The following is a 21,983-nucleotide window of genomic DNA, read 5'->3' as shown; positions in this document are numbered from 1 at the left end:
GGCCGAAAGCCGATCCGGGACCCAGGGCCGGCGCATGGCGGCTGCCCCTGGGTCCCGGCTACGCTGCGCTCCGGCCGGGATGACGGCCGGAGCGAGGTCGGAGGCGTGTTACGCCTACTTCAGCTGGCAGATGTCCAGCACGTTCATGTCGGTGTAGTCGAGGTTCTCGCCGCCCATCGCCCAGATGAAGGTGTAGTTGGCGGTGCCCGAACCCATGTGGATCGACCACGGCGGGCTCATGACGGCCTCTTCGTTGGCCATCACGATGTGACGCATCTCGTCCGGCTCGCCCATGTAGTGGAATACGCGGTCGTTCTCGCCCAGGCCGAAGTAGAAGTAGGCTTCCGAGCGACGGTCGTGCAGGTGGGGCGGCATGGTGTTCCAGACGCTGCCCGGCTTCAGGACGGTCATGCCCAGCAGCAGCTGAGCCGACTTGCAGGTGGTCGGAACGATGTACTGGTAGATGGTGCGCTCGTTGCTGGTCTCAAGAGCGCCGCGCTCCAGCGGGATGGCGTCGGCGAAGGCCAGCTTCTTGGTTTCGAACGAAGCGTGGGCCGGCAGGCTGACCAGGTAGAAGCGGGCGGCTTCGCCGTTCACGCCTTCGAAGGTCACGTCCTTGGCTCCCATGGTGACGTACAGGCCGTCACGCGGAACGATGTCGTAGGCGACGCCGTCGACGGTGATCTTGCCGGTGGTCTCGCCGACGTTGATCACGCCCAGCTCGCGGCGCTCCAGGAAGGGGTGGCCGGCGGCCGAGGCCGGTTCGGTCTGGTCGGGCAGCTTCACGGCGCCCGTGGCGACGACGCCGCCGATCACGAAGCGTTCGGCGTGGTTGTAGTTGAGGACGATCTCGCCTTCGACGAAGAGGTCCTGCATCAGGTAGCGGTCGCGCAGGTCGTCGTTGCTGACGGCGAACATCATGTCCGGATGGGTGGCGTGGTAGGTCTTGGCGAACATCGAGTTTACTCCGGAAGTGGTGTTCTTATTCGGCAGCGAGCGCCGGGGCCGGGAGAGGCCGCGGCTGGTCGAGCTTGTAGGCCTTCTTAGGCAGATTGTACGTCAGGTCTACGATGAGCTCCTGAGCTTCCACCAAATCCATGCGGTGCTCGCTCACCATGCGCGCCAGGAAGGCGCTGTCGACGCGACGGGCGACATCGTGGCGGGCGGGGATCGACAGGAAGGCGCGGGTGTCGTCGTTGAAGCCGACGGTGTTGTAGAAGCCGGCGGTCTCGGTGACCTGCTCGCGGAAGCGCATCATGCCTTCCGGACTGTCGTGGAACCACCAGGACGGGCCCAGCTTCAGCGTGGGATAGTGGCCGGCCAGCGGGGCCAGTTCGCGGCTGTAGACCGTCTCGTCCAGGGTGAACAGGATGATCGACAGGCGCGGGTCGTTGCCCAGGCGCGTCAGCAGCGGCTTCAGCGCCTCGACATATTCGGTGCGGACCGGGATGTCGGCGCCCTTGTCGCGGCCGTGGGTCTCCAGCAGGCCCACGTTGTGGTTGCGGTGCGAGCCCGGGTGGATCTGCATCACCAGGCCGTCCTCGAGGCTCATCTTGGCCATCTCGGTGAGCATCTGAGCGCGGAACAGCTCGGCCTTCTGCGGCGTCACGTTCCCCTTCACCAGGTCGGCGAACAGAGCCTCGGATTCGGCGTCGGTCAGGTCGGCGGTGGCGGCGGTCGGGTGTCCGTGGTCGGACGAGGTGGCGCCGGCCTCGATGAAGGCCTTGCGGCGGATGCGGTGGGCTTCGAGATAGCCCTTCCAGCTGTAGACGTCCTGGCCCGAGACCTCGGCGAAGCGCTCGAAGGCGCGCGGACCGCGCTCGTCCTCGAAGTCGATGACCGCGTCGGGGCGATAGGCGGTGATGACGTGGCCGCCCCACCCGCTCTCGCGGATGGCCTTGTGGTGCTTCAACGGATCGTGCGGGCCCTCGGTGGTGGCCAGGGTCTCGATGTTGAAGCGGTCGAACAGGGCGCGCGGACGGAAGGCGTCGGTGGCGAGCGCCTCGTTGATGCCGTCAAAATAGGCGTCGGCGTTGTCCTCGCCGAGGAATTCGGTGAAGCCGAACACCTTGGAGAACACGTGGTTCAGCCAGATCCACGACGGCGTGCCGCGGAACAGGTGGAAGTTCTGGGCGAACAGCTTCCAGGCCGCGCGCGGATCGGTGGCCGGCACGCCCGACTTGCGCGGCACCTTCAGGTCGTCCAGCGCCACGCCCTGGCTGTAGAGCATGCGGAAGACGTAGTGATCGGGCGCCAGCAGCAGGTCGGTGGCGTCGCGGAACGGCTCGTTGGTCGCGAACCAGGCCGGGTCGGTGTGGCCGTGCGGGCTGATGATCGGCAGGGCCGCAACCGTCGAATAGAGCTCGCGGGCGATGCCGCGGACGGTCGGATCGGCCGGGAACAGACGATCGTCGTGCAAAATCAGGGGCCGGGCCATGGCGTGTCTCCTCGTCCCTTCGCCAGCGGCTGCTAGCTGGCCGCTTCGTGGCGCTTGGTAACCGGTGTCAAAGTTCGGTGCAAGGTGCAGGGCGCGGCGCGCACCCTACACTTTCTTCGGAGCGGCGGAAGACTCACGCGTCACCAGATAGGGGATGATCGTGGACGGATCTCCCGGTTCCCTGCCCTCGCGGGCGATCAGCTTCTCGGCGGCCATCCGCCCCACTTCCCGCGTCGGAATGTGGATCGTGGTCAGCGGCGGCCAGACGGCCTGGGCGATCTGGAAGTCGTCGAAGCCGACCACGGTCAGGTCTTCCGGAACCGTCAGGCCGGCGCGACGGGCGGCCTGCAGCACGCCGACGGCCATTTCGTCGTTGCCGGCGAAGATGGCGGTCGGGCGCGGGGTCTTGGCCAGCAGCGCCTCGCCGCAGGCCAGGCCCGATTCGAAGGTGTAGGCGCCCTGCACCACATAGTCCGGGTCGAGCTTGACGCCGGCCTTGGCCAGGGCGTCCTCGAAGCCCCCTCGCCGCTCGTGCGACGAGCGGAAGCTGGGCAGGCCGGTGATGAAGCCGATCCGTTCGTGCCCCAGCCCGACCAGGTGCTCGCCCATCGCCTGGGCGCCCAGCCGGTCGTGGCCGACGATCATGTGCTCTTCCTCGTCCAGCGGCACCGAGGCGATGCGGATGTACTCGCAGCCGATGTCGCGCAGCAGGTCGGCGACGCGCTCGTCCTCCGACACCGACGGCGGCAGGATCACGCCGAACAGCTTCTGCCGCTCGATGAACATCCGCACGTCCTGCAGGAAGGTGGGGCTGCCGCGGTCGCACGGGTGGACCACCAGCTCGAAGCCCGAGCCGCGCATGCCGTCCAGCAGGCCCAACTGCATGTTCACGACATACTGCGGGTTGGGGTTGTCGTAGATCATGCCGATCAGGAACGAGCGGCGGAACGCCAGGCCCCGGGCCTGGGGATCGGGGGCGTAGCCCCACTCGGCGATCACCGCCTCGATCCGCACCCGCGTCTCCTCGCGGACGAACGGCGACTGGTTGATGACCCGCGAGACGGTCTTCTTGGAGACCCCCGCCAGACGGGCGATGTCGTTGATGGTGGCGCGGCGGCGGCCGCTTTCCAGCGCGGCGTTCACATCCGACTCGTCGGCGGACTTTCTGGGCGTCTTGGACGAGGTCACGGCGTTTCCATGCGGCGGGCGTTCTTTTCTTTTGTCATACTCCAGCGTCGAAAGCGTCGCCAATCGTGCGGCTAAAAGCGCGCTGGCGAAGCTCTTGACACCGGTTTCCACTCCCTTAGGACCGGATGGCAACACAAAAAGTCGCAAAGACAAAGACCCCAGATGAGCGAAACGGCCACCTTTCCCGGCGAATCGATCCACGGCGTCGATCCGCGCGACCACGTCGCCACCGCCCTGCGCCCCCTGGCGGCGGGCGAAACCGTCGACCTGCACGGCCAGCCGATCCGGGTGCGGAGCGACATTCCCAAGGGCCACAAGATCGCCGTCCGTCCGGTCGCCAAGGGCGGGGACGTGCTGAAGTACGGCTGGCCGATCGGCCGGGCCACCACCGACATCGCCGTCGGCGACCACGTCCACGTCCACAATGTCGAGACGCGCCTTGAGGGCGTCGAAGGCTACGCCTACGCGCCCGCCGCCATCGACAACACCGAAGAGGTCGGCGAGCGCGCCTTCCTGGGCTATCGCCGCAAGAACGGCCGGGTCGGCACCCGCAACGAGATCTGGGTGCTGTGCACCGTCGGCTGCGTGGCCAACACCGCCCGCCGCATCGCCGAGAAGGCCAACGCCCGCTTCGCCGGCCGTGTCGACGGCGTCTTCGCCTTCCCCCACCCGTTCGGCTGCTCGCAGCTGGGCGACGACCTCTCGCACACGCGCCAGCTGATCGCGGGCCTGGCCGCCCATCCCAACGCCGGCGGCGTGCTGATCCTAGGCCTGGGCTGCGAGAACAACCAGCTGAAGGCCCTGCTCGACAGCGCGCCCGACCTCGATCCCGAACGCCTGCGCAGCTTCACCACCCAGTTCGTCGAGGACGAGTACGAACAGGGGCTGGAAGCCATCGAGGCCCTGGTCGCCATCGCCGAGCGCGACAGGCGCGAGCCCGCGCCGATCTCCGAACTGGTGGTGGGCCTCAAGTGCGGCGGCTCGGACGGCTTCTCCGGCGTCACCGCCAACCCGCTGGTCGGCCGCATCGCCGACAAGGTGGCCGCGGCCGGCGGCACCCCCGTTCTGACCGAGATCCCCGAGGTGTTCGGGGCCGAGAACGTGCTGCTGCAAAGGGCTGCAACTCGGGAAGTGTTCGACGAGGCCGTCGAGGTGATCGACGACTTCAAGCGCTACTTCATCGACAACCACCAGCCCATCTACGAGAACCCCTCGCCCGGCAACATCGCCGGCGGCATCACCACCCTGGAGGAAAAGTCCCTGGGCGCGGTGCAGAAGGGCGGCCGCGCGCCGCTGGTCGAGGTACTGCGCTACGGCGAGCGGGTGGGTCCGCACGGCCTTACCCTGCTGGAAGCGCCCGGCAACGACGCGGTGTCGTCCACCGCCCTGACGGCCGCCGGCGCCACGGTGATCCTGTTCACCACCGGCCGGGGCACGCCGCTGGGCTTTCCCGCCCCGACCCTGAAGATCGCCTCCAACAGCGCCCTGGCCGCCCGCAAGCCGTCGTGGATCGACTTCGACGCCGGCGTGGTGCTGGACGGCCAGACGATGGATCAGGCCGCCGACTCGCTGCTCGACCTGGTGGTGGCCACCGCCTCGGGCCAGGAGACCAAGGCCGAGCGCAACGGCGAGCGCGAGATCGCCATCTGGAAGTCGGGCGTCACACTGTAGAGCCTGGGGCGTCAGCGTAATCTGGACAAGAATTCCCGAGCTCACGCTCCCCCTCGCGTGACCGACACCGTGTCGGCGCGGATGGGGATGAGATTGATGCGCGTGAACTCGGCGCGGTGGTCCCTGCCGTAACGGCGCGTCAAACTCAACCTTGACTGCGGCGAAACAAGAACATCTACCTAAGGGAGATTTCGAGAGAAAAGCTTCCTTACATGGCCCTGAAACTGCTGTCGGGCGACCGCCGAACCACCGAGTACAAATCCTGGAACGCATGGCTGAAAGCCGCCTCCAAACTGGTCGCCCAGTTTGACGAAGACCTCGAAGACGACCCCTTCGCCTACAACGAGACGGCCAGCGTCAGCCTCTTGGCGGCGGCCGCCGCCAAGGCAGGCTATCTCGGCATAGCCGAGTTCAGCACGGTGAAAGGTCACAAGGCCGACCGACGTCGGGCCGCCAATGGTCGCTGCGATTTCTGGATGACCGATGTCGACAGGAGCTGGGGGTTCGAATTCAAACAGCTCCGGCCCGACTACGCCTCCGATGCGCTCTGGCTGACAGGTATGGATGGCGCTAGGGCCTGTGCACGCCGTCTTCGCTCCAGCGCCGCAGACCTCCGGGTCGCGGGGCTCATCGTCTCCCTCTACTGGCAGGAGGGAGCGGTCCTCCAGCAGTCGCGCGAGAACCTTCGGCGACTTGCTCGGGAATGCGACTATGCCTGGGAGCTTCCCGCTTCTGGCGAGCATACGGGCGACACTTTCTTTTTCTTCGAGCCGATTCGCAGATGAACGGGATCAGGCTGGAAATCGCCCGCGTCCTAGCCGCCAAGGCTTCAAGAGGAAGCCGCGCCACCTACCAGCAGGTTGGCGAAGCCATCGGCTGGGGACACCCAAACGGTCGCGGGCTCGGCGTTCATCTGGATGCGATCCTGCACATGCTGGCCGATCGTGGCCTTCCGCCGCTCACCACCATTCTCGTGAGGAAGGGGCAACGCCACCCGCCCGACGACGCAATGGCCTACATCCGCAAGGTGTTGGGCGACATCGACATCGAAGCCGCCCAGAATGAGGTCTTCGATTTCGACTGGCGCTTGGTCGACGATCTGGCGCCGCGCCCAGACGACCTGCCGTCCGGTCGGGAGGCCTGGCTGACGTCATTCTGGGGTTTCAACCCAGACAGGTGGGGCTGCATCGGCTTCTCCGACGAAGCCAAACGCAATCGGTTTCTTCGCGAGACCAAGCCCGGCGTCCTGGTCGCGATCTACGTCACCAAGAACAAGGGCTCCGCCGACGAACGGGGCAAGGTCATCGGCGTCATGGAGATCTCGCATGAAGCCTGCCACGCTCAGCAATTCATCTCAGGAGACGCTTGGGCCCGAAAGGAAAACGACCCGGAATCCCGGGGCAAGTGGCTATTCGCGCTACGCGCCACTCGTGCCTGGCGTATCGCCCCTGAAGACTGGCGCCCCGTCGCCGAGCTCTTGCCGGAGACCTATGGGAGCGCGGACCCGCAATTCATCGGAGCTGCCGGAGTTGCGATCACCACCTCCGAGATCGACAAGCTCCTTGAACAGGAAGCCTATGAGACGCCTGTCTATGGCTCCACGGGTTCGATCGACGCCTCGATCATGACGTTGGAGACGGCAATAACGCCCAGCCGCGCCATACCGCCGTCGGCCGAGCCCTATGTCGTTGGCGAAAGCGACGGACCCAAGCATCTGTACATTCTCAAGCTGGAAGGCGAAATCGCCTCCTACCTTGGCAGAGCCGGCGCTGCTGTCGATGGAAAGTGGATCATCAAGGTGGGCTTCTCGAAGAGCCCGCTCACCCGTCGCGACCAGATCCAAAGCGCCTATCCTCGGGGATCATTTCGCTGGGAGGTTCTCAAACCGCAAGACACTTCGCTCCCCCCTCCCTACTCGAACGCCGCCATCGCTATCGCCGGCGAAGACATGATGAAGAAGCGCCTGGTTGACGAGAACGCCGAAGCCCTGGGCGGCGAGTTCTTCCTGGCAGATGAATGGCTGGTGCACAGCACCTGGGCGGCGGGCCGTGCAGAGGCCGATAATGCCGAGAAGAACTTCCAGATCACGGAAACGCGAGAAGATCAGCGGTCGTAGCGCCGGCGCCAGCCGGGCGACGGCGATCCGCCGCCCGGCCGCCACGTCAGTGGGCGGCGTCCTTGGCCTTTTCGCCGGCCTTTTCGGCCTGGTCACCGGCCTTCTCGGCTGCCTCGCCCGCCGCGGCGGCTGCGTCTCCGGCGGCCTTGGCCGTGGAGGTGTCGCCCGCGGCGGCAGCGTCGGCGCTGGCGTCGGCGGCAGTGGTCGCCGCGCTCGAGGCCTGGGCCGCGGCGTCTGCCGCCTTCTGGCTTTCGGCCGAAGCCTCGGCGGCCTTCTCGGTTTTGTTCTCGCAGGCGGTGACGGTCAGGGCGACGGCGGCCAGGCTGACCAGAAGGGTATGACGCATGTGGATTCTCCCAAGCGAGCTTCGCCGGTCTGTCGCCGGCTAGAGCTCAACCATGCGCGGCGCGGTTCGTTCCGCCGCCCAGGTCGGCCGCCCCCTCACTTGGCCTTGGCGATCTCGTACATGAGGTCGACATAGCTCATCGTGCCGCCGACCAGGCCCTGCACCTTCGGATTGCTGCTCTCGATCACGTAGTACTCGTTGGGCGCATGGGCGCCGCTGCCGTGGCCCAGGCCGAACTGCCCCGCCGGCAGGCTGACCGGCGGCGAGGTGAACACCGTGCCGGGCCACGAGCCGGCCAGGCGCGGATACAGCGTCGCCGGCGCCCCCAGGCGCTTGTAGCTGGCCAGCTGGGCGCGGATCAGTCGGCTGTCCTCGGGCGTCTCGGTGGGGTCGTAGCCGCCGCTGACCTTGATCTCGACGTCGTTGAAGCCGCGCTTGTCGAGATGGGCGCGGATCTTGGCCACCGCGTCGTCCATGGTCATGTTCGGCACCAGCCGCAGGTCGATCTTGGCCACGGCGCGGCCGGGCAGCACGGTCTTGCCGCCGGGACCGGTGTAGCCCGAGACCAGCCCCTCGATATTGATCGTCGGCTGCGAGGCCAGCCGCTCCAGCGCCTTCTCCCACGGCAGGTCGTCGATCCAGCGGTCGACGCCCAGGGCCTTCTTGGCGTCGGCCTCGGTCATGCGCTGGGCGGCCAGGGCGATCAGCTCCTTCTCACGGGCGGTCAGCGGGCGCACCTTCTCGAAATAGCCGTCGACGGCGGGCGTGTTGCCGTCGGGCGTGACCAGGGTCGTCAGGGCCTGGACCAGCCGCCAGGCCGGACTGTCGACACGGGCCTTCTCGCTGGAGTGGATGTCGGTCTTGGGACCCCTGCCCCACTTCTCGCCGCTGGCGACCAGCTCGAACTCGACCACGCCCTTGGCGCCCAGATTGACGCTGACGCCGCCGTTGCTGGGGCTCTGCCAGCCGGCCGGGATGATCACGCCCTCGCACGTCTTCAGGGCGGCCAGCACGTTGGGCCGGGTGACGATCTGGCGGAAGTGCGGGCTGCCGATCTCCTCCTCGCCCTCGCAGACCAGGACGAGGTTGACCGGCGGTTTCTTGCCCGCCGCCCGGATAGCGTGCAGGGCGGCCAGGAACGAGGCCTGCGGCCCCTTCTGGTTGACCGCCCCGCGCCCGACGATGACCTTGCCGAAGCCCGGCTTGTCGACGATGCGCGCCTCCAGCGGCGGCGAGCTCCATTCGGCCGGGTCGTACTGCTTGACGTCGTACATGAAGTAGATCGCCAGCCACCGCCTGGCGCCGACGTCGAGCACGCCGAACACGCCCGGCGCGCCGTCGGTCGCGATCTTCTCGACGCCCGTGAAGCCGGCGTCGCGCGCCAGGGCGGCCATGTAGTCGGCGCCCTTGTCCATGTCGCGGTTCTCGGCGGCGATAGACGGCAGGGCGATCCAGTCCTGGATGCGCTTGACCGAAGCGTCGTAGCCGGCCTCGGCGGCCTTGCGGATCGCGGCCATGTCGGCGTCTCGCGCCGGGGCCTTGGCGGCCGCGCCGGCCAGGCCGGGGGCCAGCAAGGTTGCGGCGGCGGCGCCGGTCATCAGCGTGCGGCGGCTGGGAGCGTCGGACATCGGATTTCCCCACGAAACTCTACGTGGAGAGGATAGGAGGCCACGACTCGCCGGGGAGCAAGGCGCCTGGCGGCCGTCAGCCGCGGCCGCGCACCCAGGGCATGATGCGGTCCTGCAGCGGCTGGTCGACATAGGTGTGGAACAGCCAGGCCGCGGCGATGGCCAGCGGGAAGCCGGCCAGCCACATCAGCCACTGCCAGCCGATGCCGATCGGCACGGTGTCGATCAGCTTGTGCACGGCGCTCCAGTAGATCACGCCCACCAGGATGTGGGTGATGAAGAGGGCGAAGGACAGCTTGGCCCCCTCCTCGATCCAGGCCTTGGGATGCTTCACCGGCAGGCGGCCGGCGCCCAGGATGATGGCCGCGAGACACACGAGGCTCGGCAGATCGAAGCGACCGATGACCTGCAGGATCACCAAGCCCGCGCAGCCGACCGTCAGCAGGACCTTGGCTGCCTTCTCGCTGGGCCAGTTCAGCTCGACGGCCCGCGCCAGGCACAGGCCCAGGAGGAACAGCGGAACGGCCCGCAGCACCCCGATGCGCAGCGGCAGGTCGGACAGGCCGATCGGGACCTCGGCGAAGCCGAAGCCGTTCGTGCGGCGGGCGGCGACGTCGAACAGCACCACGACCACGGCCGCCAGGGCGATCGGCAGCCAGGGCCGGCGGGTGGCGCTGGCGCCGCGCCAGAACCAGGGGAACAGGGCGTAGCAGACGATCAGCGCCGACAGCGACCAGCTGGGCAGGTTCCAGCCGTCGCTGTTGAAGCCCCAGGCATGCATCAGCATGGCCTGCAGCGGCAGCTGGTCCCAGGCGAAGCGCGAAGGCTTGTGAGCGTCGGTGCCGATCAGGTTCAGGGCGAAGACCAGGCCGGCCATGGCCAGCAGCACCATCAGATGGCCCGGCCAGACGCGGGCGGCGCGGCGCAGCCAGAACTGGAAGTGGGTGATGCGGCCCGAGATGGCCGACGGCCCGTAGGCGCGGCCCAGCACGTAGCCCGACAGCATCAGGAAGAAGTCGGTGGCCAGATAGCCGCGGGCGAACACCGGGTGGAAGCGCTCGATCCGCAGCGGGCTCTCGGCGCCGAAGTGGTAGACCACGATCAGCAGGGCGGCCAGCAGGCGCAGCAGGTCCAGGGCGCCGCCTCGCGTCGCCGGACGGCCGGGCGCGGGGATGGACTGGCCGACGGGTGACGCGACCGGGGCGGCGGATCCCGACGAGGACGGGGCCGACTCCGAGGATGACTGGGACGTGCTCACGAGGGGAGGCCTTAACAAAGCAAGGCCCCGGGGGGAAGCGGCGGAAAGTCGCGCTGGGCGCTGCTTGACCACTGGGACGCGAGCGCCCATCTGTAACTGATAAAGTTTCTATTTGGATGTCGCCGTGATGACCCGCATGCCCGTCCTCTTCATCGGCCACGGCTCGCCGATGAACGCCATCGAGGACAACGCCTGGAGCCGCGCCTGGGCGCAGCTGGGCCGCGACCTGCCGCGCCCCAAGGCCGTGCTGATGGTCAGCGCACACTGGGAGACCATGGGCGGCACGGCGCTGAGCGCCGCCGAACGTCCCGAGACCATCCACGACTTCGGCGGCTTCCCGCAGGCGCTGTTCGACGTGCGCTACGACGCGCCGGGCGATCCGGCCCTGGCGGCGCGGGCGGCCGAGTTGCTGGCTCCGCAACGCACCGTGCAGCACCCGACCCGCGGCCTCGACCACGGCGCCTGGAGCGTGCTGCGGCCGATGCATCCGGACGCCGACGTGCCCGTGGTGCAGCTCAGCATCGATCGCGGCCAGCCCAACGCCTGGCACTACGAGGCCGGCCGCCGGCTGGCGGCCCTGCGCGACGAGGGCGTGCTCATCATCGGCAGCGGCGACATCGTCCACAACCTGCGGGCCGTGAGCTTCCGCACCGGCCAGACCCCCGACTGGGCGCCGCGCTTCAACGAGCGCGCCAAGGCCCTGATCGCCGCCGGCGACCACCAGCCGCTGATCGACTGGGAGAGCCTGGGTCCGGACGCGGCGCTGTCGATCAACAGCGCCGAGCACTACCTTCCGCTGCTCTACGTGCTGGGCGCGCAAGGGCCGGGCGAGCCGGTGTCGTTCTTCGCCGACGACGTGTTCGCGGCGATCTCGATGACCGGCGTGCAGGTGGGGTGAGGCGTCAGGCCGTCACGGCCTCGCCCTTCAGCCTGGCGGCGGCGGCCACCGCCGCCGCGCGGCGCTCGTCCATGCCGTTGTCGTAGATGCGCCGCACGCGGGCCAGCACCTCGGGCGGAGCCAGTTCCGGCCGTCCGGACTGGAAAGGCGGGTCGGGCGCGTACTCCACGGCCAGCTGGATGGCCTGGGCCACGGCCGGACCGGCGATCTCGGCCGCCAGGGTCAGGGCGAAGTCGACCCCCGCCGTCACGCCGCCGCCGGTGACGAAGCGGCCGTCGCGCACCACCCGGGCCTCGTCGGGAACGGCGCCGAACAGGGCCAGTTGGTCGCGCCAGGCCCAGTGACAGGCCGCCCGCTTGCCCTCCAGCAGGCCCGCGGCCGCCAGCACCAGCGAGCCGGTGCAGACGCTGGTGACGTAGCGCGCGCTCCAGGCCAGGCGCTTGATCTCTTCCAGGAAGGCCGGCTCGCCCATGGCCTGCGTCGTGCCAAAGCCCCCGGGCACGCAGAGGATGTCGCAGCCGTCGATCTGGTCGAGCCGCTTCAGATGGGCGAAGATCAGGCCGTCGGCCTCGATCTCGCCGCCGGACAGGCTGGCGACGGTGATGACGGCGCCCGGCAGGCGCGCCAGGATCTGGTGCGGACCGGTGAAGTCCAGATGGGTCACGCCCGGGAACAGGGCGAAGACGATGCGGATCGGATCGGTCATGGGAGGCCCTCCTCGTTTGACGACCGATGCTCGCCCAGATAGCGTTCGGCGGAAATGACGGAGATCCCTCGATTTCCGCCACTGGCAGGAGAAGCCATGCCTCGCGCGATCGGCATGCTGGTCTATCCGGACTTCCAGTTGCTGGACGCGGCGGGGCCGATCTCGGCCTTCGAGATCGCCGCGCGGTTCGATCCCGGCGCCTATGGCCTCACCCTGGTGTCGCGCGACGGCGGCTGGACGGCGAGCTCGTCGGGCGCGGCCTTCGACACCCTTCCCTTCGACAAGGCCCCGGCCTTCGACACCCTATTGGTCTCCGGCGGCGACGGCGTGCGGACGCCGGCCAGCTGCGAGACGACGCTGGACTATGTGCGCGCAACCGCCCGCTCGGCGCGGCGGACGGCCAGCGTCTGTTCGGGAACCTACGTACTGGCCGCGGCGGGCCTGCTGGAAGGCAGGCGCGCCACCACCCACTGGAGCCGCACCAAGGACTTCCAGAGGCGCTTTCCGAACGTGCGGCTGGAGGCCGACCGGATCTGGGTGCAGGACGGCGCCATCTGGAGTTCGGCCGGGATCACGGCCGGCATCGACCTGGCCCTGGCGATGATCGGCGCCGACCTGGGCGAGGCGATCGCCAAGCGCACGGCCCAGCAACTGGTCGTCTATCACCGCCGGCCGGGCGGCCAGTCGCAGTTCTCTGCCCTGCTGGAGCTGAAGGGCGGCCGCTTCGACGCCCTGCTGGCCTGGGCGCGCGAGAACCTGGCCCGGCCGCTGTCCGTCGAGGATCTCGCCGAGCGCGCGGCCATGAGCCCGCGCAACTTCGCCCGGCTGTTCGCGGCCGAGACCGGCTCGACCCCGGCCAAGGCGATCGAGCGCCTGCGCGTCGAGGCCGCCAGGGCCCTGCTCGACAGCGCCCCGCTGCAGGTGGAGGACATCGCGCTGGAGGCCGGCTTCGGCGATTCCGAGCGCATGCGACGGGCCTTCATCCGCGTCTTCGGCCAGCCGCCCCAGGCGCTGCGCCGGGCGGCCAAGGCCAGCTAGGCGCCGCGCAGCGCCTTCACCTCGGCCCGCAGTTCGTCGAGGCAGGCGGTGTTGGCCTTGGCGATCTCGGCCAGTTCGGTCATCCGCAGGGCGTCGAGCTTGTCGTGCAGGCGCATGATCTCGAGCTCGGCGCGCAGGTTGACGACGTAGTCGTGCTCGGCGGCCTCACGATCCTTCGTCGCCTGGCGGTTCTGGCTCATCATGATGATCGGAGCCTGGATCGCCGCCAAGGTGGAAAGCACCAGGTTCAGGAAGATGAAGGGATAGGGGTCGAAGGCCCTGTGGAAGGGCATCAGGGCCAGGTTGACGATCACCCACAGGGCCAACACCGCCGAGAACCCGCCGATGAAGGCCCAGGACCCGCCAATCGCCGCCACCCGATCGGCCAGGCGCTGCCAGAAGGTCCCTTCCCTCTCGACCAGCCCCGGGGCCAGGCCCGTGGGGGCTTCGGCGGCGATCAGGTCGATGACGCTGCGCTTGATGTCGGACAGCCCGGCATAGGGCTCGCCCAGCAGGGTGCGGGAAAGATGATCGAGGTGGTCCGCGCCCATGTGCCTTCGTCCGTATAGATGACGACGCCATCATTCCGTGCGTCGAGCCTCGCCGCAACGCGGTTGACAGGGCCGCGTCCGGAGCGCGAGGCTCGCTACGTCGGCTCGTCGACCAACGGCAAGTCATCATCCCGGGAGCACCAGATGGCCCACAAGTTCCTGATCAAGAAGAACAAGGCTGGCGAGTTCGTCGCCTACTTCGTCTACAACAACGAAAGCATCTTCTGGACCGAAGGCTACGCCTCCAAGGCGTCGGCCAAGAACGCCATCGAGTCGATCAAGAAGAACGGCCCCGACGCCGAGGTCGACGACCAGACCGACTGATGCGCGCCTGACGCGCGCGTGAACTTGACCCCTCCCCGTCGGTCGCTGTCTGATCGGCGATAATCAACGACACGACGGGGAGGCGGACATGTCGGCTCGCAAGGCCATCTTCATCACCGGCGCGGCCAGCGGCATCGGCCTGGCCAGCGCCAAGCGCTTTTCGGCGGAGGGCTGGTTCGTCGGTCTCTCGGACATCGACGAAGCCGGGCTCGCCCGCGCCCTGGCCGAGATCGGCCCCGCCAACGGCTCCATCCATCCCCTCGACGTCCGCGACCGGCAGGCCTGGACGCCCGCCCTGACCGCCTTCGCGCAAGCCGCCGGCGGCCGGTTGGACGTGCTGTTCAACAACGCCGGCGTCGCGCGCTTTGGCCCCTTCTCGGAAGGCGACCCGCAGGGCGACGACCTGATGCTGACGGTCAACGTGGCCGGCGTGCTGAACGGCGCGCGGGCCGCCCTGCCCTTCCTGAAGGCCACGCCGGGCTCGCGCCTGGTGAACATGGCCTCGTGCGCGGGGATCTACGGCTCGCCGGGCCTGGCGGTCTATTCGGCCACCAAGTTCGCGGTGCGGGGACTGTCGGAAGCCCTGGACGCCGAGTTCGCCGCCTTCGGAGTCAGCGTGGCCTGCGTCATGCCGTGGTTCGTCGAGACGCCGATCCTGCGCAACTCGCAGCCGGGCAAGAACGCCGACATGGGCGAGGAGCTGCGCAAGAGCGGCCTGCCCGTCTACGGCGTCGACGAGGCCGCGCAGACGGTGTGGCAGGCCGCGCACGGCCGCGAGCTCTATTATCTGGTGGGCAAGCGGGCCAGGCAGATGCGGTTCATGGCCCGCCTGGCCCCCGGGTTCCTCAGGAACCAGCTCCGGTCGCGATCACCGACGACGGCTTGACCGCGTCGGCCTTGTCGGCGGCCTTGGCCGGGCGCATCGCCGGGGCCGAGGCCGGTTCGGGACCGACCTTCTCGGGACCGCCCATGCCGCCTTCCTTGGCCGTGACCAGGGCGCTGGCGACATAGATCACCGGCTTGCCGTCGGCGCTGGGCGCCTGCGGCAGGGACGTCAGGACGGGCGCGTCGGGCAGGTCCTCGATGGTCGAGGGGCGAACCTTGTCGGTGAAGGCGCCCGGCGCGCCGGCGCGACCGCCGAAGCGGTAGAACACGTGCATGCCGACCTGGGCGACGCGCATCAGGCGCGGACCCCAGTTCGGCGCGACGCCGGTAGTGTGGAAGTGCGTGGCCGAGCCAACCTCGGACATCACCGTGCCGGCGAGGGCGCGCGAGGCGACCTTGCGGGCCCTCGTCCAGGCGGCGCGTTCGGGACGGGCGCGCATCGAGCCGTCGCAGGCGAAGCTGAACTGGCAGCCGGTGCGGGCCGAAGCGCCCTGGAACACCACGCCGCAGATCGACTTGGGGAACGAAGGGTGGCGTACGCGGTTTAATACGACTTGAGCCACCGCGGCCTGGCCGCTGGGGGTCTCGCCCCGGGCTTCGTAGTAGACGGCCTGGGCCAGGCACTCGAGTTCGCGCGAGCTTTCGAGGGCGTTGGCGAGGTGGAACGGCGCGGCGGCGGGATTGAACGAACCGCCGAGGCTGGCGCGCATCAGCAGCGGCTTGTCCTCGGCCTTGTCGCCATTCTCGAGACGGGCGGCGAGCAGCGAGGCCTGGCGGTCGCGCTGGGCGTCGCCGGACACGGTATAGGGGTCATGGCGACGGGCGATGGCGAGCGCCCCGGCGTCCATGCGCGACGCGGCCTGATGCAGCGCCGCTTCGGAGTAGCTCCCCGCGGCGCTGTCGGCCAGGCGCGTGACCCGAGCGTGCTGAGCGGCGGTCTGGGCCATGCCCCCCGCCAGATAGACGCCGCCAAGCGCCAGGCCCGTGACGGACCCGACCAATACGGCGCCGATCAGCCCGCGCGCGTCAGCGCACGTCTGCGACTTGATATTCAAAACTTGCGTCCTGCGCGACGAGGGCGCACCGGCCCCCCGACAAAAACGCTCCCAAGACACCCGGAAAAAGCACTATCGGGCCGGTCTGGCAGCGGAGGTTCGACCGTTCGCAATAAGATCGAGATCCTGCTTATGCCTCGCCTTATGACCGAACTATGACCGAGTCGCAAGCGGCTGCTGCACCGCAGCATGGATTTTGCCCGTCTTCTCGGCGACCGATACCGTTAACACTTTGATTCACAGGAAAAACCTGGACGGGCGCCAAAACGCCGCAGCAGCGCGGTTTTTACGCCCCCGGAGCGGCCGCGTCGGAACCCCGACCAAGCTTCGCCGTTAACCGCTGCAGTTGGATCGGCCCACGCCGACGCCTTGGAGATCCCCGATGCCCCGCCTCTCGCCGTCCGTTCCGCGCCTGGCCGCCGTCCTCGCCCTGGCCGCCTTGACCACGGCCTGCGGCCACAACATGGAACAGCGCGCGGCCACGGGCGCCATCGCCGGCGCGGTCGTCGCCGGCCCGGTCGGGGCGGTGGTCGGCGCCGGCGCCGGGGCGGTGGTGAACACCGCGTCCAAGCCCGCGCCCCGATCGAAGCGGCGGTAAGCGCCGCCTGGCGGCAGCCCCCTCCGGCCCTCTGGGCTGCCTCCCCCAGAGGGGGAGGATCTTAGAGCCCTCTAGCCCAGCGTCACGAACAGTTCGTTCTCGATCACCCACTGGCCGGCGACCTTGCGCCAGGTGGCCAGGTAGGTTCCGCTCTGGGTCGCGCCCTCGCCTTTCCAGGTTCCGACCCAGCGGCCGCTTTCGGCCGCGCGGACGCCGTCGGCGTCGAGCTGGATGAGGTCACTGGTCCGGACGTAGGCGACGAAGTCGCGGTCGGCGAACTGGCCGGCGAAGGCCTCGACGATCTGATCGCGGCCCAGCAGCAGCGAGCCGTCGCCGGCGATGACCTTGGCGTCGCGCGTGAAGAACGGGACCAGGCGCGCGGCGTCCTTGCCGGCGATCAGCCGGTTGGTGAGCTTGCGGCGGGCGGCGACGGCGTCCTGAGGCGCGATCATGAACTGACGGGTCCCTTCTGGCTTCGGGCGGTATAGGCTGGGCGCTCGCTGCTTCGCAAATCCGGGACCCCGATGCCGCCCCTCGACGACCTGTCGCCCCGCACCGCCGCCCTGCCCGTCCTGACGACGCCGCGCCTGACCCTGCGCCCGCCCCAGCCCTCCGACTTCGAGGACAGCGTGGCCATGTGGTGCGAGCCGGAGGTCTATCGCTATGTCGGCGGGCGGGCATCGACGCGCGAGGAGAGCTGGGCGCGACTGCTGCGGGCTCGGGGACTTTGGGCCCTGCTGGGCTACGGCTACTGGGCTCTGCGCGAGACGGCGACCGGCCGCTATGTGGGCGAAGTGGGCTTTGCCGACTTTCATCGCGACATCGAGCCGTCGTTCGAGGGCGTGCCGGAAATGGGCTGGGTGCTGGCCGGCTGGTCGCACGGCCAGGGCTTCGGGACCGAGGCGGTGAGCGCCGGGTTGGACTGGGGCCAGCGCCAGTGGGGCCAGGACCCGGTCGTCTGCATCATCCACCCCGACAACGCCGCCTCCCTGGCCCTGGCGGCCAAGACCGGCTTCGTCGAAGAGACCCGGACGACCTACAAGGAGAGCCCGACGGTGCTGTTGCGGCGGGGGTGAGCTTGCCTCTCCCCGTAAAATCCCCGCGAAAGCGGGGACCCAGGTGTTTTATCGTCGAGCACCAGGGGTTTCAGAAAAAGCCTGGGTCCCCGCTTTCGCGGGGATTTTACGGATAATGGAAGTTCTAAGCCGCCTGCAGCTGCTGCTTGACCCGTTCGGCCAGGGTCTTGATGTCGATCGGCTTGGGCAGGAAGGTCACGCCGGTCTCGCCTTCCAGCAGGTCGCTGAACTCGGCCTCGGCGTAGCCCGAGATGAACATCACCGGCGCGGTTCCCAGATAGCCGCGCGCCTTCTTGAGCAAGGTGGGGCCGTCGATGCCGGGCATGATGACGTCGCTGATCAGGAGGTCGATCTGGCCGGCGTTCTCCTCGGCGATGATCAGGGCCTCCTCGCCGTCGCTGGCTTCGAGCACTTCGTAGCCGCGGGCGCGCAGCAGGCGGGCGGCGACGCCGCGCACGGCGTCCTCGTCCTCGACGAACAGGATGCGGCCGGCGCCCGACAGGTCGCGGGCGGCGCGGGGCTTGGGCGGTTCGGCGACCGCCACGGCCGCGGCGGCGGCCTGAGCCGGGGTCGGCTCGTGCACGGGCAGGAAGATGCGGAACGCCGCGCCCTCGCCCGGGCGGCTGTGGACGTGGATCCAGCCGTCGCTCTGCTTGACGATGCCGTAGACGGTGGCCAGGCCCAGGCCCGTACCCTCGCCCACCGGCTTGGTGGTGAAGAACGGGTCGAAGATCTTGCCCATCACCTCGGGCGGGATGCCGGGGCCGTCGTCGCTGACCTCGATGAAGGCCTGGTCGCCCTCGGCGCCGGGGAAGCCCAGGCTGCGGGCCTCGTCCTCGTTGAGGCGAGCGGTGCGGATGCGCACGACGCCGCCGCCCTTGGCCGCGCGCACGGCGTCGCGGGCGTTGACGGCCAGGTTCATGACCGCCGTCTCGAGCTGGCTCTTGTCGGCCCGAACCTGCGGCAGGTCGCGGCCGTAGTCGGTGATCAGCTTGACGTCTTCGCGCAGCAGGCGACGCAGCAGGACCTCGAATTCCGAGATCAGCTCGCCCAGCTCCAGCACCTCGCGCTGGACGGTCTGCTTGCGGCTGAAGGCCAGCAGCTTGCGAACGAGGTCGGCGGCGCGCACGCCGGTCTGGCGGATCTCGTTGAGGCCCTCGTAGGAGGGATCGCCGACCGGGTGGCGATGCAGAAGCTCGTCCAGGCGCAGCTGGATGGCGGTCAGCAGGTTGTTGAAGTCGTGGGCGACGCCGCCGGCCAGCTGGCCGATGGCCTGCATCTTCTGGGCCTGGGCGAGTTGCAGCTCCATCTGCTTCTGCTCGGACACGTCGATCAGGTAGGCCACCAGGCGCCCGTCGGCGCGGTAGAGATAGAGGTGGGCGATGCGCGAGGGATCGCGGGCCAGGCGCACCTCGAAGGGACCGGCCTTGCCCTCGGCCAGGCGGGTCTCGGCCTCGGCGCGCGAGGGCGGGTCGATCAGCTCGCCCAGGGCCATGCCGGGACGCACCGCGCCGGTCATGGCCGACAGGGCCGGGTTGGCCTCGAGGATCGGCGAGTTGAAGGGATCCAGCCCCTCGAGCAGGGCCGCGCCGAACGGCGAGGCGCCGGAGAAGGCGTCGAGCGCGCGCGGCGGCGGGGCGGCCTGGGCGACGACCGGCGCGGTTGGCGGCAGCGGGGCGGCGATCGGCTCGACCACGGCCGGCAGGCGGACCAGCAGGCGGCCGCCGGCCACGCGCGCGGCCAGGGCGGGACGGTCCTGGCCGGCCACCACGATCACGCCTTCGGCGGCCTCGCCCTTGCGGGCGCGGACCAGGGCCGGGAACAGCGCGGCGTCCTTGGGCAGGCGGCGGGCTTCGCCCACGGTGTCGCGCCAGGCCTGGTTGGCGGCCAGGATGCGGCCGTCGGCGGCGGTCAGGGCCGCCGGCTCGCCCAGGGCGTCGATGAAGCTGTCGACCACGTCGACGCCGTTGTCGTGCGCGGCCGAGGCGCGGATGGCCACCAGGCCCAGGATCGCCACGCCCGCGACGCCCGCCAGCAGCAGCAGCCCGGCCAGGGTGGCCGGACCGGCGCGCAAGGCCGGGGCCGTGGCGAAGCCGGCGGCGAGAACGAAGAAGATGGCCGCGCCCCAGATCAGGGGGTCGGCGCGGCGACGGGCGGCCGTCATGTCTTTCGCGGGCGTCTCGGCCATGCCGACCGAAATCCTTCTACAACTTTGCAGGGACCTGGCCCCGACGATTCGTCCGGTAAGGATACTCCTTACGCGGCGCTAGAGCGCGTTTATCAAGCAGACCGCTGATTCTACGGCGGAAATGTGATTTCCCGACCGTTCCCTACAAGGATCATCCAGGGATCTTCCGGGATCAATCGGCCCAGGCGCGGCGCTTGGACTGCTTGTTGCCGAGCACGAAGCCAATGACCTTGGCCACCGCCTCGAAGTGTTCGGCGGGGATCTGCTGGTCGATCTCGACGGCGGCGTAGAGGGCCCGCGCCAGGGGCGGATCCTCCAGCACGTGCACGCCGGCCTCCTCGGCCACGGCGCGGATCTTCAGGGCGAGCTCGTCGAGGCCCTTGGCCACGCAGATCGGCGCCGGGGTCTCGCCCTGCTCGTACTTCAGCGCCACGGCGTAGTGGGTGGGGTTCATGACCACGACCGTGGCCTGAGGCACGGCCTGCATCATCCGCTGGCGCGAGCGCTGCATCTGGATCTGGCGACGCTTGGCCTTGATGTGGGGGTCGCCGTCGCTGTCCTTGTGCTCGTCCTTGACCTCCTTGAGGGTCATCCGCATGCGCTTGTTGAAGCGCAGGCGCTGCCAGAACCAGTCGAAGCCGGCGGTGACGACCAGGAAGATCAGCACCGCCCAGAACAGCTTCTTGCAGAGGTCGACGGCCAGCGGGAGCATGGCGGCCGGATCCATGCCGACCAGGCCCGTGACCATCTGGGCGTCGGGCTTGAGCACGAACCAGGCGATGACGCCGGTGACCAGGAACTTCAGGGCCGACTTGGCGAACTGCATCATGCCGTCGGGACCGAAGATGCGGCCCAGGCCCTTGAGCGGATCCAGCTTGTTGAGGTCGGGCTTCATCTTCTCGGCCGAGAACAGGAAGCCCGACTGGGCGATGTTGGCGGCCGCGCCGAGCACCGCCGAGCACAGCATCACCAGGATCAGTGGCGGCAGTGCGGCCAGCACGGCCTTGCGGGCGATGATCTGGGCGCCGCCCTCGACGTCCATCTGGCCGGCCTGGGCGATGAAGGGCACCAGCGACTGGACGAGGTCGCGCGTCAGCCAGCCGCCGGCGATGACCACGGCCCCGAAGGCGCCGGCCAGCGAGGCCAGCTGGGCGATGTCGGCGCTTTTGGGGACGTCGCCTTTCTTGCGGGCGTCCGCCAGTTTCTTGGCTGACGGTTCTTCTGTCTTCGATTCCTGGTCCGTATCGTCAGCCACGGCGCGCTCCTAGTTGAAGACGCCGAGCAGATCGCGGTAGCGATCGCTCCACACCATGGCGATGCCGCCCAGGGACAGGGCCAGCAGCGAAAGGCCCAGGATCACGCTGAGCGGCGAGGTGACGAAGAAGATCTGGAACGAGGGCATGACGCGGCCGACGAGGCCGGTCGCCAGGTTGAAGACGATCGAGAACACGATCACCGGCGCGGCCAGCTGGACGCCCAGCATGAAGCTCTGGGCCACGGTGCGCACGGCCAGGGCGGCGGCGTCGTTGACCGGCACGCTCTTGGTGAACGGGAAAAGCTCGTAGGACCGCGCTATCGCGCCGATGAACAGGTGGTGCAGGTCGGTGGCCATGACCAGGGTCAGGCCCAGCATCGACAGGAAGGTGGCCACCGCCGTGCTCGACGGGGCGCCGGAAGGGTTTGTGGTCTGGGCGAACGACAGGGTGGTCTGCAGCGAGATGATCTCGCCGGCCGTGGTCAGGGCGCTCATGAACAGCTTCAGCACCGCGCCGATCATCAGGCCGATCAGGATTTCGTGGATCACCTGGCCGGCGAGGCCGCCGACCGTGGTGGGCAGCGGGCCGACGGTCCTGGCCACCACCGGGGTCAGGACGACGGCGATCAGCAGGGCGAAGGCCAGGCGGATGCGCGGCGGGACGGCCGTCTCGCCGATGCCAGGCATCAGCATGACCATGGCCCCGATCCGGGCGAAGACCAGACCGGCGACATAGACCTGAGCGGTCGTCGCGAAGCTGTCCAC

At 69.0% G+C, this 21,983-nt stretch carries 22 protein-coding genes; 9 read left to right on the top strand and 13 right to left on the bottom strand.

The window, feature by feature from the left end; all coding sequences use genetic code 11:
- Positions 1 to 114: 114 nt before the first annotated feature.
- The 3 genes from kduI to C1707_RS12860 form a co-directional block, all read right to left on the bottom strand.
- Positions 115 to 957, bottom strand: a complete 843-nt coding sequence (gene kduI, locus C1707_RS12870; RefSeq protein WP_101715172.1) for a 5-dehydro-4-deoxy-D-glucuronate isomerase — start codon at positions 955 to 957, stop codon at positions 115 to 117.
- A 25-nt stretch (positions 958 to 982) separates the two neighbouring features.
- Positions 983 to 2,437: a glucuronate isomerase gene (gene uxaC / locus C1707_RS12865; RefSeq protein WP_101715173.1), complete on the bottom strand. Its 1,455-nt coding sequence runs from the start codon at positions 2,435 to 2,437 to the stop codon at positions 983 to 985.
- Positions 2,438 to 2,542: 105 nt separating this feature from the next.
- Positions 2,543 to 3,625 (bottom strand): LacI family DNA-binding transcriptional regulator, encoded by a 1,083-nt coding sequence (locus C1707_RS12860; RefSeq protein ID WP_101715174.1) that lies wholly within the window; start codon positions 3,623 to 3,625, stop codon positions 2,543 to 2,545.
- A 162-nt stretch (positions 3,626 to 3,787) separates the two neighbouring features.
- Here C1707_RS12860 and C1707_RS12855 point away from each other — a divergent pair, with 162 nt between their 5' ends.
- From C1707_RS12855 to C1707_RS12845, 3 genes are all read left to right on the top strand, one after another.
- Positions 3,788 to 5,296, top strand: a complete 1,509-nt coding sequence (locus tag C1707_RS12855; protein ID WP_101715175.1) for a UxaA family hydrolase — start codon at positions 3,788 to 3,790, stop codon at positions 5,294 to 5,296.
- A gap of 212 nt (positions 5,297 to 5,508) precedes the next feature.
- On the top strand, positions 5,509 to 6,081 hold the full coding sequence (locus C1707_RS12850; protein WP_101715176.1) for a hypothetical protein: 573 nt from the start codon (positions 5,509 to 5,511) through the stop codon (positions 6,079 to 6,081).
- Positions 6,078 to 7,412 carry a hypothetical protein gene (locus tag C1707_RS12845; RefSeq protein ID WP_145998481.1) on the top strand — a complete coding sequence of 445 codons (1,335 nt, stop codon included), beginning with the start codon at positions 6,078 to 6,080 and terminating at the stop codon, positions 7,410 to 7,412. The genes C1707_RS12850 and C1707_RS12845 overlap by 4 nt, the downstream gene beginning before the upstream one ends.
- A gap of 46 nt (positions 7,413 to 7,458) precedes the next feature.
- On the opposite strand, the gene C1707_RS12840 is transcribed toward C1707_RS12845, so the two are convergent.
- From C1707_RS12840 to C1707_RS12830, 3 genes are all read right to left on the bottom strand, one after another.
- The gene (locus C1707_RS12840) at positions 7,459 to 7,758 is read right to left on the bottom strand and encodes a hypothetical protein (RefSeq protein ID WP_101715178.1); all 300 of its coding nucleotides are present in this window, start codon (positions 7,756 to 7,758) and stop codon (positions 7,459 to 7,461) included.
- A 95-nt stretch (positions 7,759 to 7,853) separates the two neighbouring features.
- The gene (locus C1707_RS12835) at positions 7,854 to 9,386 is read right to left on the bottom strand and encodes a M20/M25/M40 family metallo-hydrolase (protein ID WP_101715179.1); all 1,533 of its coding nucleotides are present in this window, start codon (positions 9,384 to 9,386) and stop codon (positions 7,854 to 7,856) included.
- A gap of 76 nt (positions 9,387 to 9,462) precedes the next feature.
- On the bottom strand, positions 9,463 to 10,644 hold the full coding sequence (locus C1707_RS12830; protein WP_240633932.1) for an acyltransferase family protein: 1,182 nt from the start codon (positions 10,642 to 10,644) through the stop codon (positions 9,463 to 9,465).
- Between the two features lie 127 nt (positions 10,645 to 10,771).
- Between C1707_RS12830 and ygiD the strand changes: the two genes are divergently transcribed.
- Complete coding sequence (gene ygiD, locus C1707_RS12825) at positions 10,772 to 11,542, top strand: 4,5-DOPA-extradiol-dioxygenase (protein WP_101715181.1); 771 nt, start codon at positions 10,772 to 10,774, stop codon at positions 11,540 to 11,542.
- Between the two features lie 4 nt (positions 11,543 to 11,546).
- Here the strand turns inward: ygiD and C1707_RS12820 are convergent, their stop codons facing one another.
- Positions 11,547 to 12,248, bottom strand: coding sequence for a DJ-1/PfpI family protein (locus tag C1707_RS12820; protein WP_101715182.1), 702 nt, complete (start codon positions 12,246 to 12,248; stop codon positions 11,547 to 11,549).
- A 96-nt stretch (positions 12,249 to 12,344) separates the two neighbouring features.
- On the opposite strand from C1707_RS12820, the gene C1707_RS12815 reads away from it, so the two are divergent.
- Positions 12,345 to 13,286 (top strand): GlxA family transcriptional regulator, encoded by a 942-nt coding sequence (locus tag C1707_RS12815; RefSeq protein WP_101715183.1) that lies wholly within the window; start codon positions 12,345 to 12,347, stop codon positions 13,284 to 13,286.
- On the opposite strand, the gene C1707_RS12810 is transcribed toward C1707_RS12815, so the two are convergent.
- Positions 13,283 to 13,837, bottom strand: a complete 555-nt coding sequence (locus C1707_RS12810; RefSeq protein ID WP_101715184.1) for a DUF1003 domain-containing protein — start codon at positions 13,835 to 13,837, stop codon at positions 13,283 to 13,285. The two genes, C1707_RS12815 and C1707_RS12810, sit on opposite strands and share 4 nt — an antisense overlap.
- A gap of 144 nt (positions 13,838 to 13,981) precedes the next feature.
- Here C1707_RS12810 and C1707_RS12805 point away from each other — a divergent pair, with 144 nt between their 5' ends.
- Entirely contained in the window at positions 13,982 to 14,161 is a 180-nt protein-coding gene (locus C1707_RS12805) for a YegP family protein (protein WP_101715185.1), read from the top strand.
- A gap of 88 nt (positions 14,162 to 14,249) precedes the next feature.
- A complete protein-coding gene (locus C1707_RS12800) occupies positions 14,250 to 15,047 on the top strand; it encodes an SDR family oxidoreductase (protein WP_101715186.1) in 798 nt (265 codons plus the stop codon).
- On the opposite strand, the gene C1707_RS12795 is transcribed toward C1707_RS12800, so the two are convergent.
- Entirely contained in the window at positions 15,007 to 16,101 is a 1,095-nt protein-coding gene (locus C1707_RS12795) for a cell wall hydrolase (RefSeq protein WP_101715187.1), read from the bottom strand. The two genes, C1707_RS12800 and C1707_RS12795, sit on opposite strands and share 41 nt — an antisense overlap.
- A 382-nt stretch (positions 16,102 to 16,483) precedes the next feature.
- Here C1707_RS12795 and C1707_RS12790 point away from each other — a divergent pair, with 382 nt between their 5' ends.
- Positions 16,484 to 16,699, top strand: a complete 216-nt coding sequence (locus tag C1707_RS12790) for a hypothetical protein (RefSeq protein ID WP_101715188.1) — start codon at positions 16,484 to 16,486, stop codon at positions 16,697 to 16,699.
- A 71-nt stretch (positions 16,700 to 16,770) separates the two neighbouring features.
- On the opposite strand, the gene C1707_RS12785 is transcribed toward C1707_RS12790, so the two are convergent.
- Positions 16,771 to 17,151 (bottom strand): YybH family protein, encoded by a 381-nt coding sequence (locus C1707_RS12785; protein ID WP_101715189.1) that lies wholly within the window; start codon positions 17,149 to 17,151, stop codon positions 16,771 to 16,773.
- Between the two features lie 72 nt (positions 17,152 to 17,223).
- Between C1707_RS12785 and C1707_RS12780 the strand changes: the two genes are divergently transcribed.
- Entirely contained in the window at positions 17,224 to 17,775 is a 552-nt protein-coding gene (locus tag C1707_RS12780; RefSeq protein ID WP_101715190.1) for a GNAT family N-acetyltransferase, read from the top strand.
- Positions 17,776 to 17,899: 124 nt separating this feature from the next.
- Here the strand turns inward: C1707_RS12780 and cckA are convergent, their stop codons facing one another.
- From cckA to fliR, 3 genes are all read right to left on the bottom strand, one after another.
- A complete protein-coding gene (gene cckA / locus C1707_RS12775) occupies positions 17,900 to 19,963 on the bottom strand; it encodes a cell cycle histidine kinase CckA (RefSeq protein ID WP_101715191.1) in 2,064 nt (687 codons plus the stop codon).
- 172 nt (positions 19,964 to 20,135) lie between these two features.
- A complete protein-coding gene (gene flhB / locus C1707_RS12770; RefSeq protein ID WP_101715192.1) occupies positions 20,136 to 21,218 on the bottom strand; it encodes a flagellar biosynthesis protein FlhB in 1,083 nt (360 codons plus the stop codon).
- 9 nt (positions 21,219 to 21,227) lie between these two features.
- Complete coding sequence (fliR, locus tag C1707_RS12765; RefSeq protein WP_101715193.1) at positions 21,228 to 21,983, bottom strand: flagellar biosynthetic protein FliR; 756 nt, start codon at positions 21,981 to 21,983, stop codon at positions 21,228 to 21,230.

The sequence above is a fragment of the Caulobacter flavus genome, assembly GCF_003722335.1.
GTDB lineage: Bacteria > Pseudomonadota > Alphaproteobacteria > Caulobacterales > Caulobacteraceae > Caulobacter > Caulobacter flavus.
Note: the sequence above shows the minus strand (reverse complement) of the source record. Positions and strands in the feature narration are given on the sequence as shown.